This is a genomic window from Seminibacterium arietis, from assembly GCF_042675725.1.
Taxonomy (GTDB): Bacteria; Pseudomonadota; Gammaproteobacteria; order Enterobacterales; family Pasteurellaceae; genus Seminibacterium; species Seminibacterium arietis.
In genome coordinates this window covers 43,611-68,979 of sequence record NZ_JBHTJN010000004.1, presented here as the reverse complement: position 1 = coordinate 68,979, position 25,369 = coordinate 43,611, and the positions used below count along the sequence as shown (strand labels likewise).

The 25,369-nt window shown below is 35.1% G+C and carries 18 protein-coding genes; 13 read left to right on the top strand and 5 right to left on the bottom strand.

Features of this window, described 5'->3' with window-relative positions; all coding sequences use genetic code 11:
* The first annotated feature begins 98 nt into the window (after positions 1-98).
* From proQ to ACFQ02_RS01315, 5 genes are all read left to right on the top strand, one after another.
* Positions 99-758, top strand: a complete 660-nt coding sequence (gene proQ / locus ACFQ02_RS01335) for an RNA chaperone ProQ (protein ID WP_380818325.1) — start codon at positions 99-101, stop codon at positions 756-758.
* A gap of 84 nt (positions 759-842) precedes the next feature.
* Positions 843-2,888 (top strand): carboxy terminal-processing peptidase, encoded by a 2,046-nt coding sequence (gene prc / locus ACFQ02_RS01330; RefSeq protein WP_380818323.1) that lies wholly within the window; start codon positions 843-845, stop codon positions 2,886-2,888.
* A gap of 64 nt (positions 2,889-2,952) precedes the next feature.
* Positions 2,953-4,461: a L,D-transpeptidase family protein gene (locus ACFQ02_RS01325; RefSeq protein ID WP_380818320.1), complete on the top strand. Its 1,509-nt coding sequence runs from the start codon at positions 2,953-2,955 to the stop codon at positions 4,459-4,461.
* A gap of 136 nt (positions 4,462-4,597) precedes the next feature.
* Positions 4,598-5,158, top strand: coding sequence for a DUF882 domain-containing protein (locus ACFQ02_RS01320; RefSeq protein ID WP_380818318.1), 561 nt, complete (start codon positions 4,598-4,600; stop codon positions 5,156-5,158).
* A 164-nt stretch (positions 5,159-5,322) separates the two neighbouring features.
* Entirely contained in the window at positions 5,323-5,961 is a 639-nt protein-coding gene (locus tag ACFQ02_RS01315; protein WP_380818317.1) for an MBL fold metallo-hydrolase, read from the top strand.
* Between the two features lie 176 nt (positions 5,962-6,137).
* On the opposite strand, the gene ACFQ02_RS01310 is transcribed toward ACFQ02_RS01315, so the two are convergent.
* The 4 genes from ACFQ02_RS01310 to ACFQ02_RS01295 all read right to left on the bottom strand — a co-directional run bounded on the left by ACFQ02_RS01310 (position 6,138) and on the right by ACFQ02_RS01295 (position 11,821).
* The gene (locus tag ACFQ02_RS01310) at positions 6,138-6,563 is read right to left on the bottom strand and encodes a universal stress protein (RefSeq protein WP_380818315.1); all 426 of its coding nucleotides are present in this window, start codon (positions 6,561-6,563) and stop codon (positions 6,138-6,140) included.
* A 66-nt stretch (positions 6,564-6,629) separates the two neighbouring features.
* Positions 6,630-9,263: a TRAP transporter permease gene (locus ACFQ02_RS01305; protein ID WP_380818313.1), complete on the bottom strand. Its 2,634-nt coding sequence runs from the start codon at positions 9,261-9,263 to the stop codon at positions 6,630-6,632.
* An 84-nt stretch (positions 9,264-9,347) separates the two neighbouring features.
* Complete coding sequence (locus tag ACFQ02_RS01300; RefSeq protein WP_380818311.1) at positions 9,348-10,313, bottom strand: TAXI family TRAP transporter solute-binding subunit; 966 nt, start codon at positions 10,311-10,313, stop codon at positions 9,348-9,350.
* A gap of 218 nt (positions 10,314-10,531) precedes the next feature.
* Complete coding sequence (locus tag ACFQ02_RS01295) at positions 10,532-11,821, bottom strand: citrate synthase (protein ID WP_380818309.1); 1,290 nt, start codon at positions 11,819-11,821, stop codon at positions 10,532-10,534.
* 328 nt (positions 11,822-12,149) lie between these two features.
* On the opposite strand from ACFQ02_RS01295, the gene sucA reads away from it, so the two are divergent.
* From sucA to ACFQ02_RS01260, 7 genes are all read left to right on the top strand, one after another.
* Positions 12,150-14,951, top strand: a complete 2,802-nt coding sequence (sucA, locus tag ACFQ02_RS01290) for a 2-oxoglutarate dehydrogenase E1 component (protein ID WP_380818307.1) — start codon at positions 12,150-12,152, stop codon at positions 14,949-14,951.
* Between the two features lie 67 nt (positions 14,952-15,018).
* Entirely contained in the window at positions 15,019-16,236 is a 1,218-nt protein-coding gene (gene odhB, locus ACFQ02_RS01285; RefSeq protein ID WP_380818306.1) for a 2-oxoglutarate dehydrogenase complex dihydrolipoyllysine-residue succinyltransferase, read from the top strand.
* 148 nt (positions 16,237-16,384) lie between these two features.
* Complete coding sequence (gene sucC / locus ACFQ02_RS01280; protein ID WP_380818304.1) at positions 16,385-17,548, top strand: ADP-forming succinate--CoA ligase subunit beta; 1,164 nt, start codon at positions 16,385-16,387, stop codon at positions 17,546-17,548.
* 2 nt (positions 17,549-17,550) lie between these two features.
* Positions 17,551-18,423, top strand: a complete 873-nt coding sequence (gene sucD, locus ACFQ02_RS01275) for a succinate--CoA ligase subunit alpha (protein ID WP_380818302.1) — start codon at positions 17,551-17,553, stop codon at positions 18,421-18,423.
* A 482-nt stretch (positions 18,424-18,905) separates the two neighbouring features.
* Complete coding sequence (gene dnaK / locus ACFQ02_RS01270; RefSeq protein WP_380818299.1) at positions 18,906-20,807, top strand: molecular chaperone DnaK; 1,902 nt, start codon at positions 18,906-18,908, stop codon at positions 20,805-20,807.
* A 155-nt stretch (positions 20,808-20,962) separates the two neighbouring features.
* Complete coding sequence (gene dnaJ, locus ACFQ02_RS01265; RefSeq protein WP_380818297.1) at positions 20,963-22,090, top strand: molecular chaperone DnaJ; 1,128 nt, start codon at positions 20,963-20,965, stop codon at positions 22,088-22,090.
* A gap of 60 nt (positions 22,091-22,150) precedes the next feature.
* A complete protein-coding gene (locus tag ACFQ02_RS01260; RefSeq protein WP_380818295.1) occupies positions 22,151-22,765 on the top strand; it encodes a DUF1919 domain-containing protein in 615 nt (204 codons plus the stop codon).
* A 55-nt stretch (positions 22,766-22,820) separates the two neighbouring features.
* Here the strand turns inward: ACFQ02_RS01260 and mpl are convergent, their stop codons facing one another.
* Positions 22,821-24,197: a UDP-N-acetylmuramate:L-alanyl-gamma-D-glutamyl-meso-diaminopimelate ligase gene (mpl, locus tag ACFQ02_RS01255; RefSeq protein ID WP_380818294.1), complete on the bottom strand. Its 1,377-nt coding sequence runs from the start codon at positions 24,195-24,197 to the stop codon at positions 22,821-22,823.
* 143 nt (positions 24,198-24,340) lie between these two features.
* Here mpl and fbp point away from each other — a divergent pair, with 143 nt between their 5' ends.
* Positions 24,341-25,342 (top strand): class 1 fructose-bisphosphatase, encoded by a 1,002-nt coding sequence (fbp, locus tag ACFQ02_RS01250; protein WP_380818292.1) that lies wholly within the window; start codon positions 24,341-24,343, stop codon positions 25,340-25,342.
* Positions 25,343-25,369: the final 27 nt, after the last annotated feature.

Below are 25,369 nucleotides of genomic sequence, written 5' to 3'. Positions count from 1 at the left end.
AACGATTGTCATTTTTAGCCGATTTGATATAGAATACCAGTCATTTTTATTATTTAACTATCTTTTTATCTTTGAATGATGTTCATATAGGATTAATGATGACAGCAGAATCTCAAAAATTAACAAATAATAAGGACGTAATTGCCTATTTAGTTGAAAAGTTTCCTCTTTGTTTTTCTTTAGAAGGAGAAGCAAAACCTTTGAAAATAGGTTTATTTCAGGAGCTAGCAGACGCTTTATCAGGTGATGAAAAAGTTAGCAAAACTCAATTACGTCAAGCATTACGTCAATACACTTTGAGTTGGCGTTATTTACGTTGCTGTAAAGCGGGCGTGCAACGAGTAGATTTACAAGGTAATCCTTGCGGAGAATTAACAGAAGAACATGCTCAGCATGCACTTACTCAACTATCCGAAGCAAAAGCTAAACTTGCAGAACGTAAGGCTATAGAAAAAAAGCAAAAAGAGAAACGAAGTAAAGATGCTTCACACCATTCAAAAGATAAATCTCTAAAAGATAGTAATAGTAAACAGCATGATAAATCTTATAAGAATAACCGAAAAAAAGGTGGACACGGTACGAAACTGCGTTTAAAACCTCTTGATCTTTCTACATTACAAAGAGGAAATAAAGTTAATGTAAGAATGGGAGGGGCAGCAAAAAATGCTGTGGTATTAGAAGTGCAAAAAGAAACTGTTCGTGTTGAATTAGAAAATGGGTTAGTTGTTTCTGTAGCTGCAGAACATTTATTTGCATAACTTATGTTTATATATTGATGCAGTTTTGGTAACTGAATTTATATTGTTGATGACGGTATTTTCTTTTAGTCAGGAAATTTTTACATGAAATTTTATAAAATAAAAAGCTATTTGATTAGTTTTATATTGATAGCATTGGTTTTTGCATCAAATGCTATTGCTGTTTCACCTAAATTAAAGCTAGTGGACATTGTCATTCCTCAACCAACAGAAGCACATAAGTTAGCAACAAAACGGGTGACCACTCGACTGACTCAATCTCATTACCGTAAATTTCAATTAGACGATGCATTTTCAGAAAAGATATTTGATCGATATTTAAAAGGATTGGATTTTAGCCGTAATCTATTTTTACAGTCTGATATTGATGATATGAGAATGAAATATGCTCATGATATTGATGATCAACTTAATGAAGGTAAGTTAGACATTGCATTTGCCATGTATGAATTGATGATGAAAAAACGTTATCAACGGTATCAATATGCTTTATCCCTATTAGATAAAGAACCCGATTTAACTGGTGATGATCAAATTGAAATTGATCGTGAAAAATCGCCTTGGGCTACTACTGAGGACGAAGTTGCCAAATTGTGGCAACAGCGAGTAAAAAATGACGTTATCAATCTGAAGTTAAAAGGGAAAAAGTGGAGTGAAATCAAAAAGAAATTAACTAAACGTTATAACTTAGTTATTCGACGTCTAACTCAAACTAGAGCAGATGATATTGTTCAAATGTATTTAAATGCTTTTGCACGTGAGATTGATCCTCATACTAGTTATTTAGCACCTAGAACAGCAAAGGGCTTTAACGAAAGTATGAATTTATCATTGGAAGGAATTGGAGCAACTCTGCAATCGGAAGATGATGAAATTATAATTAAGTCCTTAGTTCCTGGTGCTCCAGCAGAACGCAGTAAAAAGATTAAAGCTGGAGATAAAATCATTGGTGTTGGGCAGGCAACGGGCGAAATAGAAGATGTTATTGGTTGGCGTTTAGAAGATGCTGTTGATAAGATTAAAGGGAAAAAAGGCACAAAAGTTCGTTTAGAAATTGAACCCGCTAATGGTGGTAAATCTCGTATTATCACATTAAAACGAGATAAAGTGCGGTTAGAAGATCAGGCTGCTAAATTAACCGTAGAAAAAATAAATGGTGAGCAAGTTGCAGTAATTAAAATCCCTAGTTTTTATTTAGGGCTGACAGAAGATGTTAAAAAACTAATCACCGAGATGAAGCAGAAAAAAGTCGGTGCATTAATTATTGATTTACGTGAGAATGGTGGTGGAGCGTTAACGGAAGCTGTTGATTTAAGTGGCTTATTTATTACTGATGGTCCGATTGTCCAAGTGCGAGATGCTTATCAGAGAATTAGAGTTCATGAGGATACTGAAACTGAGCAAGTATATAGTGGTCATTTATTAGTAATGATCGATCGTTTCAGTGCTTCTGCATCAGAAATTTTTGCAGCAGCTATGCAAGATTACAATCGAGGAATTATTATTGGTCAAAATACTTTTGGTAAAGGAACTGTTCAACAAAGTCGCTCATTGAATTTTGTTTATGATTCAGATCAAACCCCGATGGGGTTGATTCAATACACGATTCAGAAATTTTATCGTATTAATGGCGGAAGTACTCAATTGAAAGGCGTTGCTCCAGATATTCATTTTCCTGAGATCATAGATGCCAAAGAATATGGTGAAGAAAAAGAAGATAATGCACTTCCATGGGATAAAATTGTACCTGCAGCTTATGTTGAAGTAGGAAATGCGAGAAAATCAGTAGATTTTCTAACAGAAAAACATCTGGCTCGCATTACTAAAGATCCTGAATTTATTGTATTGAATGAAGATCTAAAAATCCGAGAGGCACGTAGAGAGCGGAAGTATTTATCCCTTAACTTTGCTAAACGTAAAGCAGAAAACGATAAAGATGATGAAAAAAAATTAAAAGATCTTAATGCTCGTTTTAAACGTGAGGGTAAAAAGCCATTGAAAGATTTAGATAAGTTGCCTAAAGATTATGAAGGACCAGATTTTTATCTAAAAGAAGCAGAGAAAATGGCAGCAGATTTGATTAAATTTGAAAAAAAGCAAGAGATGCAAGCTAAAACAGAATCTAACTGATAATTTTTACCGCACTTTTTCAAAAGTGCGGTCTTTTTTGTTTATATTAATGAGGAGCTGAATCATGTTGAAGATAATTTCATCTAAGTTAGCTATGATAGTTTTGTTGGTTTATTTCACAGGAATTAGTGTCGCTATTGCAGATCAGAACATGGTGCAATCAAACCTACCAACTATGATAGAAAATGAAATTACTTTAACAGATCAACAACTTAACCTTGAGCAAAAAATTATAGATGAACAGCTCGCAGTAGAATATCGTGAAAAAGAGCAACAGTTAGTTGAAGAATTGCAACGACAGGCTGAACAACGGTTATCAGAAATAGTTGGTGATGAGTCTTTGCAGTTTAAGTCAATAGTAGCAACTATTTATGCACAAAGAGATTATTTGTTACTATGGGAAAATCCAAAATTTAAAAGCATATTTTTACGACAATATGCTGCATTAGTAGCAAGCGGTATCAATAAGAAATTTTCAAAAATATTAGCAGAAATCGACCGCACTTCAGAAAATGGTGGGTTGCTACATGATATTTTATTAACAGACGCTTTTTTAGAGTATGTGTATTATGTGGATAATGTAGCTAAATTTGCTCAAAAATGGCTTTATTTTCCAAACACATATAAAATGGGCTCACCTTCACAACATTATATTGATGATTGGTTAACTGCAGTAAAAAACAATAATATTTTATTTTTCATTGATAGTTTATCTGCTAAAAATTTATTACATGAACAAACAATTCAACAATTAGAAAAGCTAATTTCTACAGAACAAATCAATAAAGCGACACTTAATCAAATTTATAAATTGGCAATAAATGCTCAAAGATTACGCATTATTCCAGCCTTTAATAATGGTATATTTGTTAATATACCAAGTTATCGTTTGCAGTATTATCGTGATGGGCAACTAGTTCTAGATTCTAAAGTTATTGTAGGGAGAAAAGAACGCAAGACACCAGTTATGTATAGCAAGTTGAGTAATGTTGTTGTCAATCCACCTTGGATCCCTACTGCACGCTTAATTAATGAGGATATTGTGCCTAAAATCAAACGTGATCCAGATTATGTTGCTCGTCATGGCTATAGTATATTGGATAACAGAGGAGCGGTAGTTGATCCTTACCTTATTGATTGGGAGAATATAGGAGCGAAGTTTCCTTATCGGATTAAACAAGCACCAGGAGATAGTGCGTTAGGGAGCTATAAATTTAATATGCCTAGCTCTGATGCTATTTACTTGCATGATACTCCTAATCGAAGTTTATTTAATAAAAAAAATAGAGCCTTGAGTTCTGGTTGTATAAGGATAGAGAAATCTGATCAATTAGCTACTATCTTGTTAAAAGAAGCTGGTTGGTCTGAGGAAAAAAAACGTAGAGTACTAGACAGCAAGAAAACTGCATCAGCAATGATCCAATCAGATAATCCAGTTTATCTATATTATGTGACAGCATGGGCAGATGAAGGGCAAATTCATAGTTTACCTGATATTTATGGTTATGATATTATGCCTAACTTTAATGATATTAATTGGGCTGTTGTAAAAAAATATTTAGTAGATCATTAAATTAATGAATAAATTCTAAGCTTTGTCGAAATAATAGTAAAAGATTAGTTAATATTTTGTTCTTTTATTGAACTTATGATAACAATGTGTGTCAGAAAATAGAAATTAGTTATTTGTAGAATAAAAAATAAACATTATGAGTGAAGTTAATCAGCAAAAACGTAAGTGGTTATCACTTGGGGGTGCTATTTTAGGTATTTCTTTATTACCTAATTCGGTATTAGCCGCAATTTCAACCCCTAAGCCACGAATTTTAAGTTTCAGAAATATTAATACTGGTGATAAGCTAAGTTCTGAATTTCATTTTGGAAAAGGAATTTCTACGACAAATTTAAAGAAGTTGGATTATTTATTGCGTGATAGACGCAGTAATCAAATTCACCCTATGGATCCGAAATTGTTCACTAAATTTTATCAAATTCAAAATAGTTTAGGAATTCGGAATGCGGAGATTCAGATTATTTGTGGGTATCGTTCACCAGCTACTAATGCTGCAATGCGTCGTCGTAGCCGTGGAGTGGCAACTAACAGTTATCATATGCGTGGGCAAGCCATAGATTTTCGTATTGATGGAGTACCTTTGGCTAAAATTAGACAAGCTGCAGAAAATTTAAAAAGTGGTGGAGTAGGCTATTATCCGAAAAGTAATTTTATACATGTAGACACAGGACCTATCCGAACATGGCGAGGCAGTTGATCGCTATTTAAAACAAAGTTGTTTAAGTAAGTTTTCTAGTAGAAAAAATCTAAAGATAATACAGATACAATTCATTTTATTGAGTTGTATCTTTTTCTATTAAAAATAAGGCATTCTTAATATTCAAAGAAGCAAGTATGAAATAATTGTGTAGGAAAAATAAAATGAACATTGAAATTATACCAGTGACTTCTTTTCGACAAAATTGTTCTTTAGTGTGGGATGATAATAAAAGTGCGGTTGCTATTGATCCTGGTGGAGATAGTCAGAAATTAATTCGTCGTATTGAAGAGCTAGGTTTGGATTTAAAATTAATTTTACTTACGCATGGACATTTAGATCATGTGGGAGCAGCACCGCAATTAAAGCAATATTTTGATGTGAAAGTTTGGGGTAGCAATCAAGCAGATCAATATTGGTTTGAGGCATTGCCAGAACAATCGAAGAAATTTGGATTATTCGAAATTCCTGCATTTTTACCTGATCGTTGGCTAAATGAAAATGGCGAAAAAATCCGAATTGGTGAATTAGAGTTTGAAGTTCTTCAATTACCAGGACACACTCCAGGTCATGTTGGATTTATTGATCATAAAAACAAAGTTGCTTTTACTGGAGATGTACTTTTTAAACAATGTATAGGGCGGACTGACTTTATTGGTGGCGATCATCAAACCCTATTAAATTCTATTAAAGAAAGGATGTATGTTTTACCTGATGATACGATTGTAATTGCAGGTCATGGATCTTATACAACTATCGGACAAGAAAAACGCACCAACCCTTTTGTGAAAGTAGAATCATAATGTTGAACGTGATTTTTGTTGAATTGAATAATTTATTTATGAAGAACGAGAACAGTATAAATTAAGTTTTAGTCTTTGTTATCTATGTATAAAAGATCCCTACAATATCATTCACAGTTGTAGGGATTTATATTGCACATATCACTTGAGGTAAAGCTAATTCTTTGTTTGATTAACTATTTTAGAATTAATATAGGCTTGTTACCATAGCGAGCAACTTTTACTGTATTGCTACTTAATCCTTTGGCATCAGGTTTGCTACTAGCTAACATAACAATTAGGTCTACACTCTTTTCATCAGCGATGCGATTAATTTCTTCATATATAGTGCCATACATTACAATATGTTGTACTTTAGCATCAACTGGAAAATGAGTTTTAGTAAATTCATGTAAAGCTATGTTCGCTTCTTCTAGCACTGATTTATCGAAGTTTTTTGGCAAGAAAGCAGAAATAAAACTATCGTCAATAGGTTCAATAATAGTCACTACTCGATAAACTGCATTAGGATTATTATTAGTGATTTGCAATGCTGTATCGACAACATATTTCGCACTTTCTAAATTATTTAAATCAATAGCAATTAACAATTTGTTATACATAGTATTTCCTTTTTTTTAAATTACCGCACTTTTGTTATGAATCTAATTAAAGTGCGGTAGTTTTCTTTATAATTTTTTTACTCTGCGACGTTGATTCAAGCCGATTGTAAAAATTAATAATAAAGCAGGGATAAATAACCATTCTTTATTGAGCGATTGCACTGGAACCTTAACTTCTAGAATAGTTTGATCCCAGTTTAATCCTACTTTAGCAGCTGGAGAGTCAGGTTCAACTAAATCAATAATGATTTTGTTAGTCATTCTATTGTTAAGTTGTATTTGATCACCAGTGTCTAATAAGGTTAAACCTAAAGCTTTTAATCGCTCCTCGCCTGTATTTCCAGCAGGCAAAGCTAACTGAGCATAAAACTCAATTTGTTTACCATAAGGATTAATTCCTGATACTTTTAACATGAATTTTTTACCGACAGTACCTTTTTCCATATCTTGTACTAAGTTGACAGGTTCGATATATCTATAACTTGGAGAAAGATATTCCATAAAGAAGCCTGGTCTGAAAATGATGAAGGCCGCGACAATCAGTACGACAGTTTCCCACCATTTATTTTTAGTTATAAAGAAGTTCATTGTTGCCGCAGTAAAAGCAAGTATAGCAATCGTAGATACAATAGCAACTAGTATACCCTTGGCTAAACTAACGTCGATTAGTAATAAATCTGTATTAAAGATAAACAGGAAAGGTAAAATGACTGTTCTTAAACTATAGAAAAATGCCACAATTCCCGTTTTTATAGGATTACCGCCAGATATAGCAGCTGCTGCGAAAGAAGCTAGCCCCACGGGCGGAGTGACATCAGCCATAATACCGAAATAGAACACAAATAAATGCACGGCAATTAGAGGAACGATTAAACCATTTTGTTTACCTACTTCTACAATCACTAATGCCATTAGAGATGATACAACAATATAATTAGCTGTAGTTGGCAATCCCATACCCAAAATCAAGCTAAAAATAGCGACTAAAATGAGCATTAAGAAAATATTACCCATAGAAAGCGATTCAATAATGCCAGATAATTGTACACCGAAGCCTGTAAGGGAAACGACACCGACAATAATTCCTGCAGTAGCTGTAGCAATACCAATACCTATCATATTTTTTGCACCAGTTTCTAGTCCATTGATAAGATTTTTAATGCTCGCAGTAAAAAGTTGCTTATTAATAGGTTGGTTGCGGAAATAATTTAACAATGGTTGCTGTGTCAATAAAATAACAACTAGAGTTACTGTTCCCCAAAATGCTGATAAGCCAGGTGAAAACATTTCAACCATTAAGCACCAAATTAAAATCACTACAGGAATAAGATAGTGCAATCCTGCATTTACAGTTGGTTTTGCTGAAGGAAGTTTTAACACTGGTGAATTGGGATCATCAACTTCTAAATCAGGAAATTGAGCAACACGGCGGATTAAAACAATATAAATTAAGGCAAGTACAGCACAAATGATGAAGAAAGCGAAATCACCCGAAACATTTTTTATCCAGCCTAATCCATATTTTATGGCAAATGCTAAGATAATTATAGTTAAAAGACTGCTTATAATTTTTAAGAAGAAAACTAGCAGTTTGCTCGGGGGATCTGTTCTTGGCAAACCTTGTAAGTTCATTTTCATTGCTTCTAAGTGTACAATATACACTAGAGCAATATAGGACATTAATGCAGGCATAGCAGCATGAGTAATCAGTTGGCTGTAAGGCATGTTAACATATTCGATCATTAAAAATGCTGCGGCTCCCATAACAGGAGGCATAATTTGTCCATTTACTGAAGAAGTGACTTCCACAGCACCTGCTTTTTCTGATGAGAAACCGACTCGTTTCATCATTGGAATAGTGAATGTGCCTGTAGTTACAACATTAGCAATAGATGATCCTGAGATTAATCCAGTTAAACCAGATGATACTACGGCAGCTTTTGCTGGTCCTCCACGCAAATGCCCTAGGTACGCAAAAGCAGTTTTAATGAAATAATTTCCAGCTCCAGCTTTGTCTAGTAATGCACCAAATAATACAAATAAAAATACATATTTTGTAGATACTCCTAATGCCACACCAAATACGCCTTCAGTCGTCACCCATTGTTGATTAATAATTTGTGAAAGTGAACCAGAACGATGACTGATAATCCAATCTGCAGGTAAAAATTGACCAAAAAAATTATAAAGTAAGAATACAGCAGCAATGATTACTAATGGTAAACCAAGACAGCGACGACAAGCTTCGAGTAGTAATAGAATACCCAAACATCCAGCTATAATATCAGCAGTGTTAGGTGCACCAAAACGTGTAATTAGACTCTCGTAAAAAAAAATGTAATATGCTCCCAAAAATGCACCGATAACCGCAAAGAACCAGTCTTGGTAAGGAATATGGTGTTTTGGTGATGATGCAAAAGCAGGAAAAGATAAAAATGCTAGAAATAATGCAAACGCTAAATGAATTGAACGTGCCTTAGTGTCATCAACAACAACATTAAGATCCCAGTTCCAGTTACGGAGTATTTCTTGTAACCAAAAAGGTACTGGTGACGTATAATAAAGTTGAAATAACGACCATAAAACTGCGGTACAAATTATTAATTTTTTTGAAAAACCATAAGGATTTCGTCCGCCAGAATCATTAGAAGCGATCATATCCTGTAAGTCATCATAATCAACAGTATTAGGACTCGACATATAAACTCCCAAAAAACAACAAAATATTGTATTGGCTAAAGGTGAAAAGGCAGGAATTATCCTGCCTAAATGAAATAAGTTAATTTATTTTATCCAACCGCGTTCTTTATAATAACGCACTGCACCTTCGTGTAATGGTGCTGAAAGTGCATTTGTAATCATATCTTGTTCTTTTAGATTCGCAAATGCAGGATGTAAACGCTTGAAGCGTTCAAAATTATCGAATACAGCTTTCACTACAGTATAAACTCTGTCTGCATCAACATCAGCAGAACTTACTAGGGTGGCATAAACACCAAAAGTATCTATAGGATTATCTGAACCTTTATACAAACCACCTGGAATGGTTGCTTTTGCATAGTAAGCATTATCAGCAACTAGCTTATCAATTGCAGGACCTGTGATAGGAACCAAATGAGCATTACAAGATGCTGCTGCTTCTTTTAAAACTCCGTTAGGATGTCCTACATTATAAGTGATCGCATCTAAGTTATTGTCACACATAACAGACGCCATTTCAGCAGGTTTTAGTTCAGAAGCTACTTTAAATTCTTTATCTGTCCAGCCTTTTGCTTGTAAAATGACATTCAAAGTTGCTCGTGTACCAGAACCAGGATCGCCGACATTTACTCGTTTTCCTTTAAGATCATCAAAAGTATTAATACCAGAATCATCACGAGCCATTAAAGTAAAAGGTTCAGGGTGAATAGAAAATACAGCACGTAATTTATCATTTTTTTTATCTTTAAACGTACTTGTTCCATTATAAGAGTGATATTGCCAGTCAGATTGAACAATACCCATTTCCATTTCTTGAGCCGCAATAGCATTCAAATTTGCAACAGATGCTCCCGTTGATGGGGCATTACATTTTATATGCGTTTTTGCCGTATCACGATTAACTAATTGACAGATAGATTGTCCTACAACGTAATAAACCCCTGTTTGTCCACCCGTTCCAATCGTTACAAATCTATCTTCTACCGCCTGAACAGAAAATGTTGCAACTGCGAGACCTGTAGCGATAGAAAGCTTTAATAATTTTTTCATAGTAGCTCCTTATATAGTTAAGAAATAATAAATAATGATGCTGTTTCGGCATTGCACCGATGCTTAAAGCTTAAAGATATATAAGATTTAGTCCTGTTTCAATCTCTTTTTTACAGAAAAAGTGAGAGAACTCCCAAAATACGATAAAGTTCACTAGATTTATAAGAAATTGTAAAAAAATTACCGCACTTATTTAAAAAGTGCGGTGATTTTTATCATTATTTCTTTTTATCCATTGGCATAAATGGACGCTCAGTTTGACCAATGTAGAGTTGACGAGGTCTCACGATCTTCATATTCCCAGGCTTAAACATTTCTCTCCAGTGAGAAATCCATCCGACTGTTCTTGCTAGAGCAAACATTACAGTGAACATCGAAGTTGGGATACCAATCGCTTTTAGGATAATTCCAGAATAGAAATCCACGTTTGGATAAAGTTTATGATCAATAAAATACTGATCACTTAAAGCAATACGCTCTAATTCCATCGCAACTTCAAATAGTGGATGATCAATATTTAGCTCTTTTAATACTTCATGACAAGTTTGACGCATGACTTTTGCTCGAGGATCATAGTTTTTATACACACGATGACCAAATCCCATAAGACGGAATGGATCGTTGCGGTCTTTAGCTTTGGCGATATATTCTGGAATGCGATCTACTGTGCCGATTTCCTCTAACATATTGATACAGGCTTCATTCGCTCCTCCGTGAGCAGGTCCCCAGAGTGAAGCAATACCAGCAGCAATACAAGCAAATGGATTGGCTCCTGATGACGCAGCAGTACGTACTGTAGATGTTGAAGCATTTTGTTCGTGATCTGCATGCAAAATGAAAATTTTATCTATTGCCCGTTCTAATACTGGATTTACTATATAAGGTTCGCAAGGTGTCGCAAACATCATATGTAAGAAATTACCAGAATAGGAAAGGTGATTTTGTGGAAACATGAAAGGCTGACCAATAGAATATTTATAACACATTGCTGCTAGTGTTGGCATTTTAGCTAATAAACGGACCGCGGTCATGTCTCTATGTTCTTCATCACTAATATCTAAAGAATCATGATAGAAAGCCGCTAATGCACCGCTTACGCCGCACATGATTGCCATTGGGTGAGAGTCACGGCGGAAACCGTGAAAGAAACGTGAAATTTGTTCATGTACTAAAGTGTGACGTTTTACTAATTGGATAAAATCTGTATATTGTTCAAGAGTGGGGCGTTCACCAAATAGCAGTAAGTAGGACACTTCAAGATAATCTGCATGTTTTGCAAGATCAGCAATAGGATATCCTCGATGCAATAAAATTCCGTTATCACCATCGATATAGGTAATTTCAGAGACACATGAGGCAGTAGACATAAATCCAGGATCGAAAGTAAATAATTTATTTTTTACCAAAGATTGCACATCAACAGTATCATAACCTAATGTACCTTGACAAATAGGCAGTTTATATTCACGCCCATCGCTGATAGAAAGTTTTGCTGTTAATTCAGCCATAAGATACTCCTTGTGTTAAGCTTGTGTTTGGGTATTATATTTTGCACTTTTTTACTACATTCACAACATAACACGTAATTTTTGTTTTGTCTTTATAAAATTATGAAAATAAAATGTTAAAAATTTGTTTAATTTTAAAAGTGTGATATAGATCAAAAAAATAAAAATTGTTAAGCTATTGTTAATTGTTTGTGTTGATTATTAATTTGATTTGTTTTTTAATTAAAAGATGATTGCTGAATTTAAAACGTAGCCGTTTTATAATTTGGACTATCTGATGGATTAATATAATCTTTCCATCAAAGTAGAATGAAATTAGGTGGTATCGATGAAACAAAACAGCACTATTAGTGAATGGCTAGCCTCCAGTTCTTTAGGCGGTAGCAATCAATCTTATATTGAAGAAATTTACGAAAATTTTCTCAAAGATCCGACTTCAGTTGATGAAAGTTGGCAACAAATTTTCGATTCTTTGCCAAAATCTACCGCAGTTGAACAATCTCACTCTCAAGTCAGAAATTATTTTAAACGTTTAGCGAAGGATAAATCAAAAAATGCAGCCTGTGTAAGTGTCGTCGATCCGAATGTAAGTGCAAAATTAGTAAACGCATTGCAATGGATTAATGCTCATCGTAATCGTGGACATTTACACGCAGATCTTGACCCATTAAAGTTGTGGCAACGTATGGATGCTCCTACGCTAGATCATAAATTTTATGGTTTCAGTGATAGTGATTTGGATACCGAATTTGATGTTAGTAGCTATGTGCTAAATAGACAAAAAGCAAGCTTACGTGATTTAAAAAATACATTAAAACAAACCTATTGCAGTACTATTGGTTTGGAGTTCATGCACGTTAATGACTTAGAAGCTCGTAGTTGGTTACAAAGCAAGATGGAAGATCGCTTAAATGCACCGCTCTTTAATAAAGCAGAAAAGCTTAAATTTCTTGAAGAGCTAACTGCAGCAGATGGTCTTGAACGTTATCTTGGTGCAAAATTTCCTGGTGCAAAACGTTTTTCTCTAGAGGGAAGTGATGCCTTTATTTTATTAATGAAAGAAATTATTCGGCACAGTGGGCGAAATGGCGTTCAAGATATTTTTATGGGGATGGCTCATCGAGGGCGTTTGAATTTATTAGTTAATGTATTGGGTAAAAAGCCCGCAGAATTATTTGATGAGTTTGCTGGTAAACATTATGGCAATGGTACTGGTGATGTTAAATATCACCAAGGATTTTCCTCAAATTTTGCCGTTGATAATAAATTAGTACATTTGTCTTTAGCATTTAATCCATCACACTTAGAAATTGTTAATCCTGTCGTGTTAGGATCAGTGCGAGCGAAACAAGCTAAATTAAAAGATAAAACAGGCACTAAAGTATTACCGATAACCGTACATGGAGATTCTGCATTAGCTGGGCAAGGAGTTGTACAAGAGACACTAAATATGTCAGCTACTCGAGGTTATTCTGTTGGTGGCACAATTCGTATTGTAATTAACAATCAAATTGGTTTTACTACATCAAATAAACATGATACTCGTTCCACAGAGTATTGTACTGATATTGCAAAAATGATAGAGTCCCCTGTAATTCATGTTAATGGTGATGATGCAGAAGCCGTAGCTTACGCTGCACGTATGGCGGTGGAATATCGTACTAAATTTAAACGTGATATTTTTATTGATTTAGTTTCTTATCGGCGTCATGGACATAATGAAGCGGACGAACCGTCAGTCACGCAGCCGTTAATGTATGATCGCATTAAACGACATCCAACACCTAGAAAAGTGTATGCTGATAAATTAGTAGCAGAACAGGTTATTGATGAAAGTACAGCGACAGAATTAATTAATCAATACCGCGATGCTTTAGACAATGGTGATTGTGTTGTAAATGAATGGAGAGAAATGGATCCAGAAGCTATGGATTGGCGATCATTTTTGACTCAAGAATGGTCAGAATATGAAAGTAAGTTTGATGCACAGCGATTCACAGACTTAGCAGAAAAAGTTACTCATTATCCAGTAGGACACAAGTTGCATAATCGCGTAAAAAAAATTTATGATGACCGCACTTTAATGGCACAAGGTCAAAAGTTATTCGATTGGGGAATGGCGGAAACGATGGCATATGCAACTTTGCTTGATGAAGGTTACAATGTTCGTTTATCGGGTGAAGATGCAGGGCGTGGTACATTTTTTCATCGTCATTCAGTATTACATAGCCAAAATGATGCAACTTTATATATTCCACTGACTCAATTGCATAGCTGTCAAGGAGAGTTTGAAGTATGGGACTCTGTACTTTCAGAGGAAGCCGTTTTGGCTTATGAATATGGATATGCAACCACAACGCCAAGAACATTGACAATTTGGGAAGCTCAATTTGGTGATTTTGCTAACGTGGCACAAGTGGTAGTTGATCAATTTATCAGCTCAGGTGAACAAAAATGGGGGAGAATGTGTGGATTAGTTATGTTACTGCCACACGGATATGAAGGACAAGGTCCAGAACACTCTTCTGCTCGTTTAGAAAGGTATTTACAACTTTGTGCCCAACAGAATATGCAGGTATGTGTTCCGTCAACACCCGCTCAAATTTATCATTTGTTGCGTCGTCAAATGTTACGTAAAGTACGACGACCTTTAATAGTAATAACGCCGAAATCTTTACTGCGTCATCCATTAGCAGTATCTAATAAAGATGAATTAATCAATGGTAAATATCAAAATGTGATTGGTGAAATTGATAATCTTGAATCCCAAAAAATCAGACGAGTTGTGCTTTGTGCGGGTAAGGTATATTACGATTTACTTGAGCAACGTCGGAAAAATAATCAAACTGATGTGGCTATTATTCGCATAGAGCAACTCTATCCTTACCCACATGAAGAAATGAAGCTAATACTAGCCCCTTACAGTCATGTGACGGATTATGTATGGTGTCAGGAAGAACCTCTAAATCAAGGAGCCTGGTATTGTAGTCAACATAATTTTGTTACATCTTTACCTGAAAATGTTAAATTACGCTATGTAGGTCGACCAGCATCAGCATCACCTGCAGTAGGTTATATGTCACTACATAATGAGCAACAACGAGCTTTGGTAACAGAAGCTTTAGCATAGTGATAGCAAAGTGCGGTCAATTTTTACCGCACTTCGTTACAATTAAAATGATAAGAAGGAAGAAAAAATGAGTGATTTTGAGATTATTACCCCTGATTTACCAGAATCTGTTGCTGATGCGACTGTAGTAACTTGGCATAAAAAAGTAGGTGATACCGTTACACGTGATGAAGTGTTAGTAGAAATTGAAACTGATAAAGTAGTATTAGAAGTCCCCGCTTTGAATGATGGCGTATTAGCATCTATCTTGGAAGTAGAAGGATCGACAGTTGTAAGCAAACAATTGCTTGGAAAAGTAACAGCATTTGCTACAGCTGGGACCGTTACTAAAGCGACACTGCAAGTAGTAGAGCAAACACCAGCGGATCGCCAATCGGCAAATTTGAATCCAGAAGCAAACACTAATGATGCGATTAGTCCTGGTGTTCGTCGTTTGCTTGCAGAAAAAGATATTAAAGCGGAAGATGTTCAAGGTACTGGAGTAGGAGGGCGTATTACGCGTGAGGATGTTGAACGTGTAGTTGCTCAAAAAGTGTTTACTACTGTGGCAGAACCTAATTCAAAAGCACCGTTTACAGTAGCAGAAAGGGGAGAAAAACGAGTACCTATGACTCGTTTGCGTAAGCGTATTGCAGAACGTTTGCTTGAAGCCAAAAATACCACAGCAATGTTGACAACTTTCAATGAAGTTGATATGCAACCGATCATGCAATTGCGTAAAACTTATAGTGAAAAATTTGAAAAACAGCATGGTGTTCGTTTAGGTTTTATGTCGTTTTATATCAAGGCTGTAGTCGAAGCCCTAAAACGCTATCCAGAAATTAACGCTTCTATTGATGGAGATGATATAGTTTATCATAACTACTTTGATATTAGCATTGCAGTATCTACACCGAGAGGCTTAGTTACACCCGTCTTACGTAATTGTGATACGTTGAGTATGGCAGATATTGAGAAAGAAATTAAAGTACTAGCGGAAAAAGGACGCGATGGTAAATTAACGGTTGAAGATCTTACAGGTGGGAATTTTACTATAACAAATGGAGGTGTATTTGGTTCATTAATGTCCACTCCAATTATTAATCCGCCACAAAGTGCAATTTTAGGTATGCATGCGATTAAAGATCGTCCAGTAGCACTGAATGGTCAGGTAGTAATTCGCCCAATGATGTATTTGGCATTATCTTACGATCATAGATTAATTGATGGTCGTGAAAGTGTAGGTTTTTTAGTGACTATTAAGGAATTATTAGAAGATCCTACACGTTTGTTGTTAGAAATTTAAATAGTCATTAACTTTGCATCGCACTTTTCACTTTTAGTGCTAATTTAATAAGCAAAAAAGAGTAAAGTGCGGTATCCAATTAATTCAGAATATTATTTTAAATAAATTTTATGTTGCAATAGCATAATTATGGGAGACAAAAATCAAGATGAACTTACATGAATATCAGAGTAAACAACTTTTTGCTCAATATGGTTTGCCTGTGAGTGAAGGCTATGCTTGTGAAAATGTAGAACAAGCACTAAGTGCGGTAGGAAAATTGGGAGGTTCTCAATGGGTAGCTAAATGTCAGGTTCATGCAGGAGGACGTGGTAAAGCGGGTGGTGTTAAATTAGTTAAAACAGATCGAGAAATTTGTTCCTATTTTGATAAATTTTTAGGTAAACGCTTAGTTACATTTCAAACGGATACTCATGGTCAACCTATTAATTGCATTTATATGACTTCTGCTATCAGTTTTAAAAAAGAGCTATATTTAAGTGCAGTTGTTGATCGTTCTAGTCAGCGGGTTGTATTTATGGCATCAACGGAAGGTGGTGTGGATATTGAAAAAGTAGCGGAAGAAACACCGCACTTATTACACAAAACATCTATTGATCCTTTAGTTGGAGCTATGCCTTATCAAGGTCGAGAATTAGCATTTAAATTAGGCTTAACGGGAAAACAGATTAAACAATTTACAGATATTTTCTGTAATTTAAGTCGTTTATTTATAGAAAAAGATTTAGCTTTATTAGAAATTAATCCATTAGTAATTTTAGAAAATGATGATTTACTTTGTCTTGATGCGAAAGTTGTCGTGGATGGAAACGCACTATATCGTCATCCAGATTTGCTCGCTATGCGAGATCTAAGTCAAGAAGACCCTCGTGAAGCGGAGGCTGAAAAGTGGAATCTAAACTATGTAGCATTGGAAGGTAATATTGGCTGTATGGTTAATGGTGCTGGATTAGCTATGGGAACAATGGATATTGTTAAGCTTTATGGCGGAAAACCTGCCAATTTTCTTGATGTAGGCGGTGGAGCAACTAAAGAACGAGTAGCTGAAGCTTTTAAAATTATTTTGACAGATAAATCAGTAAAAGCGATTTTAGTGAATATTTTTGGCGGTATTGTACGTTGTGATTTAATCGCAGAAGGTGTGATTGCAGCAGTGAACGAAGTTGGTGTAGATGTGCCTGTAGTAGTGCGTCTAGAAGGCACAAATGCTGAATTAGGTCGTGATATTTTAGCTAAAAGTAGTTTAAATATTATTGCAGCAGATAGTTTACAAAGTGCTGCTTTACAAGTAGTTAATGCTGCGAGGGGGTAGTTATGTCAATTTTGATTAATAAAAATACAAAAGTAATTTGTCAGGGATTTACGGGGAGTCAGGGAACATTTCACTCTGAACAAGCATTAGCTTATGGTACGCGGTTAGTCGGTGGGGTATCACCTGGTAAAGGTGGCACCACTCACTTAGGACTACCAGTATTTGATACGGTACGTCAAGCAGTACAGGCTACAGGAGCGACTGCCACAGTAATCTATGTACCAGCTCCATTTTGTAAAGATGCGGTTTTAGAAGCGATTGATGCTGGTATAAAATTGATTGTATGTATTACTGAAGGAATTCCAACTTTGGATATGCTGCAAGTTAAGAAAAAACTCAGTGAAACAGATGTAATAATGATAGGTCCAAATTGTCCAGGTATTATTACTCCTGATGAATGTAAAATTGGTATTATGCCAGGATATATTCATAAGAAAGGTAAAGTGGGAATTGTTTCTCGCTCAGGTACATTAACTTATGAAGCCGTAAAACAAACTACAGATCAGGGGTTAGGTCAATCTACTTGTATAGGAATTGGAGGTGATCCAATTCCAGGTTCAAATTTTATTGATATTTTAGCTTATTTTCAGAACGATCCCGAGACAGAAGCTATTGTAATGATCGGTGAAATTGGTGGTTCGGCGGAAGAAGAAGCTGCCGAATTTATCAAAACTCATGTTACTAAACCTGTAGTAGCTTATATAGCAGGAGTTACAGCACCAAAAGGAAAACGTATGGGACATGCTGGTGCAATTATTAGTGGTGGTAAAGGAACGGCGAAAGAAAAAATTAATGCACTTCAAGCAGCTGGTGTAAAAACTGTGATTAATTTAGCTGAAATTGGTAATGCTTTAAAAGAGGTAATTAAAAATTAAAGTATAGCGAAAGTTTAGATTATCATGCGACAGCTGTACGACATTTAACGACTATTTTAATTACATAAACATTTTTATGCCCTTAACCTAATAAATTAAGTTAAGGGCTTTTTGACTAGTTTTTAATCACAAAGGTTATAATATTTACTATCGTTACTCATCATCATCTCGTGACAGTAGCGTAAGATAAAAAAGAATTAACTACTGCCAATCCTTTTTACAGTAAAAAAACAGACGAGATGATGAAGTAGAAGAATATTTAGTAATTAGTTTTTATTTTCAAAAAATTTTGTTATTAGACTTGAAATTTAATTTTCTAATCATATTTAGAGTTTCAAGGGAAATTAGTTTGCTATCAAGGTTTCACAATTTTTTCAAAAAGTTCAAAAAATTTATTGAATACATCTTGAAATTAAGAAATATAGCCCAATTTTAGATAGCAATAGCGAGTTTAACTAACGAATTTAATAGGAGAAATCGAAATGGGAAAAATTATCGGTATTGACTTAGGAACAACTAACTCTTGTGTAGCCATTATGGATGGCGATAAACCACGTGTAATTGAAAATGCGGAGGGTGATAGAACTACACCTTCTATCATTGCTTATACTAATGATAACGAAACTTTAGTTGGTCAACCTGCAAAACGTCAAGCAGTAACCAATCCAAAAAATACATTATTTGCTATTAAACGTTTGATTGGTCGCCGTTTTGAAGATCAGGAAGTGCAACGTGATGTAAATATTATGCCTTTTGAGATTACGAAAGCTGATAATGGGGATGCTTGGGTTTCAGTAAAAGGTGAAAAAATGGCTCCGCCACAAATTTCAGCAGAAGTGTTGAAAAAAATGAAAAAAACTGCTGAGGACTTTTTAGGTGAAACTGTAACTGAAGCAGTGATTACTGTGCCAGCATACTTTAATGATGCTCAACGTCAAGCTACAAAAGATGCGGGTCGAATTGCAGGACTTGAAGTTAAACGTATTATTAATGAACCAACAGCTGCAGCGTTAGCTTATGGCTTAGATAAAGGTAAAGGCAATCAAACTATTGCCGTATATGATTTGGGTGGTGGTACATTTGATTTGTCAATTATCGAAATTGATGAAGTTGGTGGTGAGAAAACTTTTGAAGTATTAGCAACTAATGGGGATACTCATTTAGGTGGTGAAGATTTTGATAATCGTGTCATTAATTATTTAGTAGATGAATTTAAAAAAGAACAAGGTATCGATTTACGCAATGATCCTCTTGCGATGCAACGTTTGAAAGAAGCGGGTGAAAAAGCAAAAATAGAGTTATCTTCTGCACAACAAACAGATGTGAATTTACCTTATATTACAGCAGATGCAACAGGTCCTAAACATTTAAATATTAAGTTAACTAGAGCTAAATTAGAGTCACTTGTAGAAGATCTAGTTACTCGTTCAATGGAACCTGTGAAAGTTGCTCTTAATGATGCGGGGTTAAGTGTTTCTGAAATCAATGATGTGATTTTAGTTGGTGGTCAAACTCGTATGCCTTTAGTTCAACAAAAAGTAGCAGAATTCTTTGGTAAAGAACCACGTAAAGATGTTAACCCTGATGAAGCGGTAGCTATTGGTGCTGCAGTACAAGGTGGGGTTTTAGCTGGAGATGTGACTGATGTTTTATTGTTAGATGTTACGCCACTTTCGTTAGGTATTGAAACTATGGGTGGAGTAATGACTACTTTAATTGAGAAAAATACTACGATTCCAACTAAAAAATCGCAAGTTTTTTCTACTGCGGAAGATAACCAAAGTGCGGTAACAATTCATGTACTTCAAGGTGAGCGTAAACAAGCATCAGCTAATAAATCTTTAGGACAATTTAACTTAGAAGGTATTAATCCAGCTCCTCGTGGAATGCCACAAATTGAAGTAACGTTTGATATTGACGCAGATGGTATTATCCATGTTTCAGCGAAAGATAAAGGTACTGGTAAAGAGCAAAAAATTACTATTAAAGCTTCTTCAGGTTTAAGTGATGAAGAAATTCAGCAAATGGTGCGTGATGCTGAAGCTAATGCAGAAGCTGATCGTAAATTTGAAGAGCTAGTTCAGACTCGTAACCAAGCAGATCACTTAGTACATAGCACTCGTAAACAGTTGAGTGAAGTCGGTGATAAACTTTCAGCAGAAGACAAAGCTCCAATTGAAAGTGCGTTAAATGATCTTGAAGCGGTAGCAAAAGGTGAGGATAAATCAGCAATTGAGCAAAAAATCCAAGCTTTAGTTCAAGTATCAGAAAAATTAATTCAAGCTGGTCAACAGCAAGCACAACAAGATGCACAACAACCACAGACAGCAAAAGATGATGGTGTTGTTGATGCGGAATTTGAAGAAGTTAAGGACAATAAATAGTCTTTTTAACCTGATTCAGGGGCGTTTTATGCGCCCCTTTAGTGTTAGAAAATAATGTAATTTGAGGACATTTGTCAGATAGCTGTTTTTCTTAAGAAAAAATCGCTATCTGACAAATGACAATAGAAGCAGATTAAATGTAAAGCGATAAAATTATGGCAAAACGAGATTATTACGAAGTATTAGGTATTCAAAAAAGTGCGGACGAAAAAGAAATTAAGCGTGCTTATAAACGCCTTGCGATGAAGTATCACCCAGACCGAACTAAAGGTGATAAAACTAGTGAGGAAAAATTTAAAGAAGTCAATGAAGCCTATGAAATTCTATCGGATAAGGAGAAGCGAGCTGCTTATGACCAATATGGTCACCAAGCCTTTGAGCAGGGTGGATTTGGTAGTGCTGGCGGATTTAGTGGTGGATTTGGCGATATTTTTGGTGACATGTTTGGTGATATTTTTGGTTCTGGTCGTGGTCAAGCTCGTCAGCATGTAGTTCGTGGTGAAAATTTAAGATATGACATTGAAATTACGCTTGAAGAGGCTGTAAAAGGAGTTAAAAAGGATATTCAAATTCAGACTCTTGTTGCATGTGATAGTTGCCACGGTTCAGGTGCTGAAAGTGGTTCTAAAGTAGAAACTTGCCCTACTTGTCATGGTTCTGGTCGAATTCGTCGTCAGCAAAGTTTTTTTGTTACTGAACAAACTTGTCCTCATTGTCACGGTAGCGGTAAAAAAATTGAGAGATCTTGCAAAAAATGTCATGGCGAAGGAAGAGTTCATAAAGTAGAAAGTCTTTCAGTCACTATTCCAGCTGGAGTTGATACAGGTAATCAATTGCGGTTATCTGGTAAAGGTGCTGCGGGTGAAAATGGAGCTCCACCAGGAGATTTATACGTTTTTATTCATGTTAAACCTCACCATATTTTTGAACGAGATGGTAATAATTTATATTGTGAAGTACCAGTTAGCTTTACAATGGCAGCACTAGGAGGGGAAATCGAAGTTCCGACTTTAGATGGTCGTTTAAAAGTTAAAATCCCAGCTGAAACTCAAACAGGGAAGTTGTTGCGATTGCGTGGTAAAGGAATAACTACGAGTAGAACGGGCTATTCTGGAGATTTAATTTGTAGAATTATTGTAGAAACACCTATAAATCTGAGTGAGGAACAAAAAGATTTATTGCGTAAACTGGAAGAAAGTTTACAGGAGAAACAAAAACACAGTCCAAAATCGTCAAGCTTTCTCGATGGTGTAAAAAAATTCTTTGATAATCTTGGAAAATAAAGGACTAAAATACAAAAGTGCGGTAGAATTTACCGCACTTTTTCTTTAGGGTAAATAAAAATGGCTTGGTTTTCTCAAATTACTAATAAGTGCGGTCGGATTTTGCGTAATTATTATAATAAGCAACATTTAAAAAATCATGGGATGTCCGTCATTTCTAGTAACTGTACAGGAGCGGTGATGCTACATGATCTTAATCAGCCATTTAATTCGCCTTTTGTTAATTTGTATTTAACTCCTACTGATTTTGTCCGTTATTTACAACACATTGATAAGTATCAGTTTGCACCATTGCAATTTATTGAGACGAAATGCTCTTATCCTGTAGCAAAGCTTTTAGACTTAACTATTTATTTTGTACATTATAATTCACAACAACAAGCTGAAGAAAAATGGAAACAACGTAGTAAGCGATTAGATTTTAACAACTTATTTGTGATTATGTCAGAACGTGATGGCTGTACTTATCAAGATTTATTGAATTTTGATGCTTTACCTTTTACTCATAAAATTGTATTCACTCATCAACACTATCCTGAAATTCAGTCCGCATTTTATATTCAAGGATTTGAGCAGCAGAATCAAGTTGGAGAGTTGATTTATTATTGTGGGCAGTTTGGTAAACGCTATTATGACCAATTCGATTATGTAGGTTGGTTTAATCAAAAAACTTGAAAAAATACACCGCACTTCTTGATAGAAATAAGTGCGATGTATTATTGTATATTTATTAACTGAATTTAGTACTAGCTAATTTGTCTAGTAACTTTTCATGAATACCACCAAAACTACCATTAGACATGATGAGAATATGATCTTTAGGTTTTGCTTCAGCAACAATCATATCTACTAGCTTATCAATATTAGATGACCAGTTAACAGGCTGTACACATTCAGCCGCAATATCCACTACATTCCAAGGAATGCTTTCAGGTTGTAATAAAAAAATATGGTCTGCACGAGCTAGTGCTGGTGCGAGTTGATCCTTATGAACGCCCATTTTCATCGTATTAGAACGAGGTTCAAGTACGGCTAATATTCGTACACCTCCGCCAATCTTATCACGAAGTGCGGTTAATGTAGCGAGAATTTCTGCGGGGTGATGAGCAAAATCATCGTAGACTTTAATATTTTGAATATCACTTTTTAGTTCCAATCGTCGTTTTACATTAACAAAATCCGACAAGGCATTTGCTGCATTTTGTACACTAATTCCTACATGGTGGGCAGCAGCAATTGCCATTAGTGCATTATGCATGTTGTGTTTACCTACGATATTCCATTTTACTTGAGCAATTTTTTCTCCACGATAATATATTTCAAATTCCGTACAGTCATTCGTAAGACGTTCAGCATGCCAATCTTTATCTTTACCCAGAAATTGTTTATTTGACCAGCATCCCATTTCAAGTGTTTGATTAACACTTTTTTCTTCTGCAAAAGATAATACCAAGCCACTTGCGGGCATAGTTCGAATCATGTGATGGAACTGTTTTTGAATATCAGATAACTCATCAAAAATATCTGCATGATCAAAACCAATATTGTTAATAATTAAAGTCTTTGGATTGTAGTGAATGAATTTTGAACGCTTATCAAAAAATGCGGTATCGTATTCGTCTGCTTCAATCACAAAATATGGGCTTTTACCCAAGCGAGCTGATGTACCGAAATTTCTTGCAATACCTCCAATTAAAAAACCAGGATGTAAGTTATTTTTTTCAAGAATCCAACTTAGAATTGCTGTTGTTGTTGTTTTTCCGTGCGTTCCTGATACAGCAAGTACCCATCGTTCACGTAATAAATTATCATGCAACCATTGCGGACCTGAAGTATAAGGTAAATTATTTTCTAGTATATATTCCACGCAAGGATTACCACGTTTCATGGCATTACCTATGATGATTAAATCAGGTACGGGTTGTAGTTGTGTAATTTCGTAATGGGGTATTACTTCAATTTGATTTTCTTGCAAAAAAGTACTCATTGGTGGATATATATTGAGATCTGAACCAGTTACTTTATATCCCATCTGTTTAGCTAAAATTGCTAATCCACCCATGAATGTGCCACAAATTCCCAAAATATGAATATGTTTGTTTATCATATCACTCCTTTTTTATTGCAAAGCTAGCTAAAAATATATTGAACATCATAAATTAAAAATCTGTTTCAATTTTTAAACTAAAGGTTGTTATAATAAAGCAAGTCTGAAATAGAGTAAAATCATTAATTAAATAGGATTAAATTATGAAGACCTTAGGTCAATTTATAGTCGAAAAGCAAGCTGAATACCCGAATGCTAAAGGTGAATTATCTGGTATTCTTTCTTCAATCCGCTTAGTTGCGAAAGTAATTCATCGTGATATTAATAAAGCTGGGTTGAATAATAATATTATTGGGAACTCTGGTATTGAAAATGTACAGGGTGAAGCTCAGATGAAATTGGATTTATTTGCTCACAATACAATGAAGCAAGCTTTAATTACTCGTGAAGAAGTGGCTGGCTTTGCTTCGGAAGAGGAAGAAAACTTTGTTGCTTTCGATACTGAGCGAGCTAGAAACGCGAAATATGTGATTTTAACAGATCCTTTGGACGGTTCATCAAATATTGATGTTAATGTGGCTGTTGGAACTATCTTTTCTATTTACCGACGAGTTTCTCCAATTGGAAGTCCAATTACTTTGGAAGATTTTTTGCAACCAGGTAATCGACAAGTGGCTGCTGGTTACATTGTATATGGTTCTTCTACGATGTTAGTTTATACTACAGGGCATGGTGTAAATGGGTTTACTTATGATCCTTCTCTTGGAGTATTTTGCCTTTCTCATGAAAATATTAAAATTCCACAGTCAGGTAAAATTTATTCTATTAATGAAGGGCAATATTTGAAATTTCCTATGGGAGTAAAGAAATATATTAAATATTGTCAAGAAGAAGACAAGGCGAGTCAACGTCCTTACACATCTCGTTATATTGGTTCTTTAGTTTCTGATTTTCACCGTAATTTACTGAAAGGTGGCATTTATATTTATCCAAGTGCAACTACTTATCCAAATGGTAAGCTTCGATTACTTTATGAAGCAAATCCTATGGCATTTTTAGTTGAGCAAGCTGGTGGTATTGCAAGCGATGGTTATCGACGCATTTTGGATATTCAACCGACAGAACTTCATCAACGTATACCACTTTTTATTGGTTCAAAGGAAATGGTTGAAAAATCGCAAGAATTTATGCGGGAGTTTAGCTAATTACGCCAATAAAGAAATCGCTTTATT

Excerpts from the sequence above, each read along its gene's own strand:
- ACFQ02_RS01260 (WP_380818295.1), top strand. The coding sequence starts at position 22,151 with ATGGCTTGGTTTTCTCAAATTACTAATAAGTGCGGTCGGATTTTGCGT.
- dnaJ (WP_380818297.1), top strand. The coding sequence starts at position 20,963 with ATGGCAAAACGAGATTATTACGAAGTATTAGGTATTCAAAAAAGTGCG.
- dnaK (WP_380818299.1), top strand. The coding sequence starts at position 18,906 with ATGGGAAAAATTATCGGTATTGACTTAGGAACAACTAACTCTTGTGTA.
- sucA (WP_380818307.1), top strand. The coding sequence starts at position 12,150 with ATGAAACAAAACAGCACTATTAGTGAATGGCTAGCCTCCAGTTCTTTA.
- sucD (WP_380818302.1), top strand. The coding sequence starts at position 17,551 with ATGTCAATTTTGATTAATAAAAATACAAAAGTAATTTGTCAGGGATTT.
- mpl (WP_380818294.1), bottom strand. The coding sequence starts at position 24,197 with ATGATAAACAAACATATTCATATTTTGGGAATTTGTGGCACATTCATG.
- ACFQ02_RS01295 (WP_380818309.1), bottom strand. The coding sequence starts at position 11,821 with ATGGCTGAATTAACAGCAAAACTTTCTATCAGCGATGGGCGTGAATAT.
- sucC (WP_380818304.1), top strand. The coding sequence starts at position 16,385 with ATGAACTTACATGAATATCAGAGTAAACAACTTTTTGCTCAATATGGT.
- prc (WP_380818323.1), top strand. The coding sequence starts at position 843 with ATGAAATTTTATAAAATAAAAAGCTATTTGATTAGTTTTATATTGATA.
- ACFQ02_RS01315 (WP_380818317.1), top strand. The coding sequence starts at position 5,323 with ATGAACATTGAAATTATACCAGTGACTTCTTTTCGACAAAATTGTTCT.
- ACFQ02_RS01305 (WP_380818313.1), bottom strand. The coding sequence starts at position 9,263 with ATGTCGAGTCCTAATACTGTTGATTATGATGACTTACAGGATATGATC.
- proQ (WP_380818325.1), top strand. The coding sequence starts at position 99 with ATGACAGCAGAATCTCAAAAATTAACAAATAATAAGGACGTAATTGCC.
- ACFQ02_RS01325 (WP_380818320.1), top strand. The coding sequence starts at position 2,953 with ATGTTGAAGATAATTTCATCTAAGTTAGCTATGATAGTTTTGTTGGTT.
- ACFQ02_RS01300 (WP_380818311.1), bottom strand. The coding sequence starts at position 10,313 with ATGAAAAAATTATTAAAGCTTTCTATCGCTACAGGTCTCGCAGTTGCA.
- fbp (WP_380818292.1), top strand. The coding sequence starts at position 24,341 with ATGAAGACCTTAGGTCAATTTATAGTCGAAAAGCAAGCTGAATACCCG.
- ACFQ02_RS01310 (WP_380818315.1), bottom strand. The coding sequence starts at position 6,563 with ATGTATAACAAATTGTTAATTGCTATTGATTTAAATAATTTAGAAAGT.
- ACFQ02_RS01320 (WP_380818318.1), top strand. The coding sequence starts at position 4,598 with ATGAGTGAAGTTAATCAGCAAAAACGTAAGTGGTTATCACTTGGGGGT.
- odhB (WP_380818306.1), top strand. The coding sequence starts at position 15,019 with ATGAGTGATTTTGAGATTATTACCCCTGATTTACCAGAATCTGTTGCT.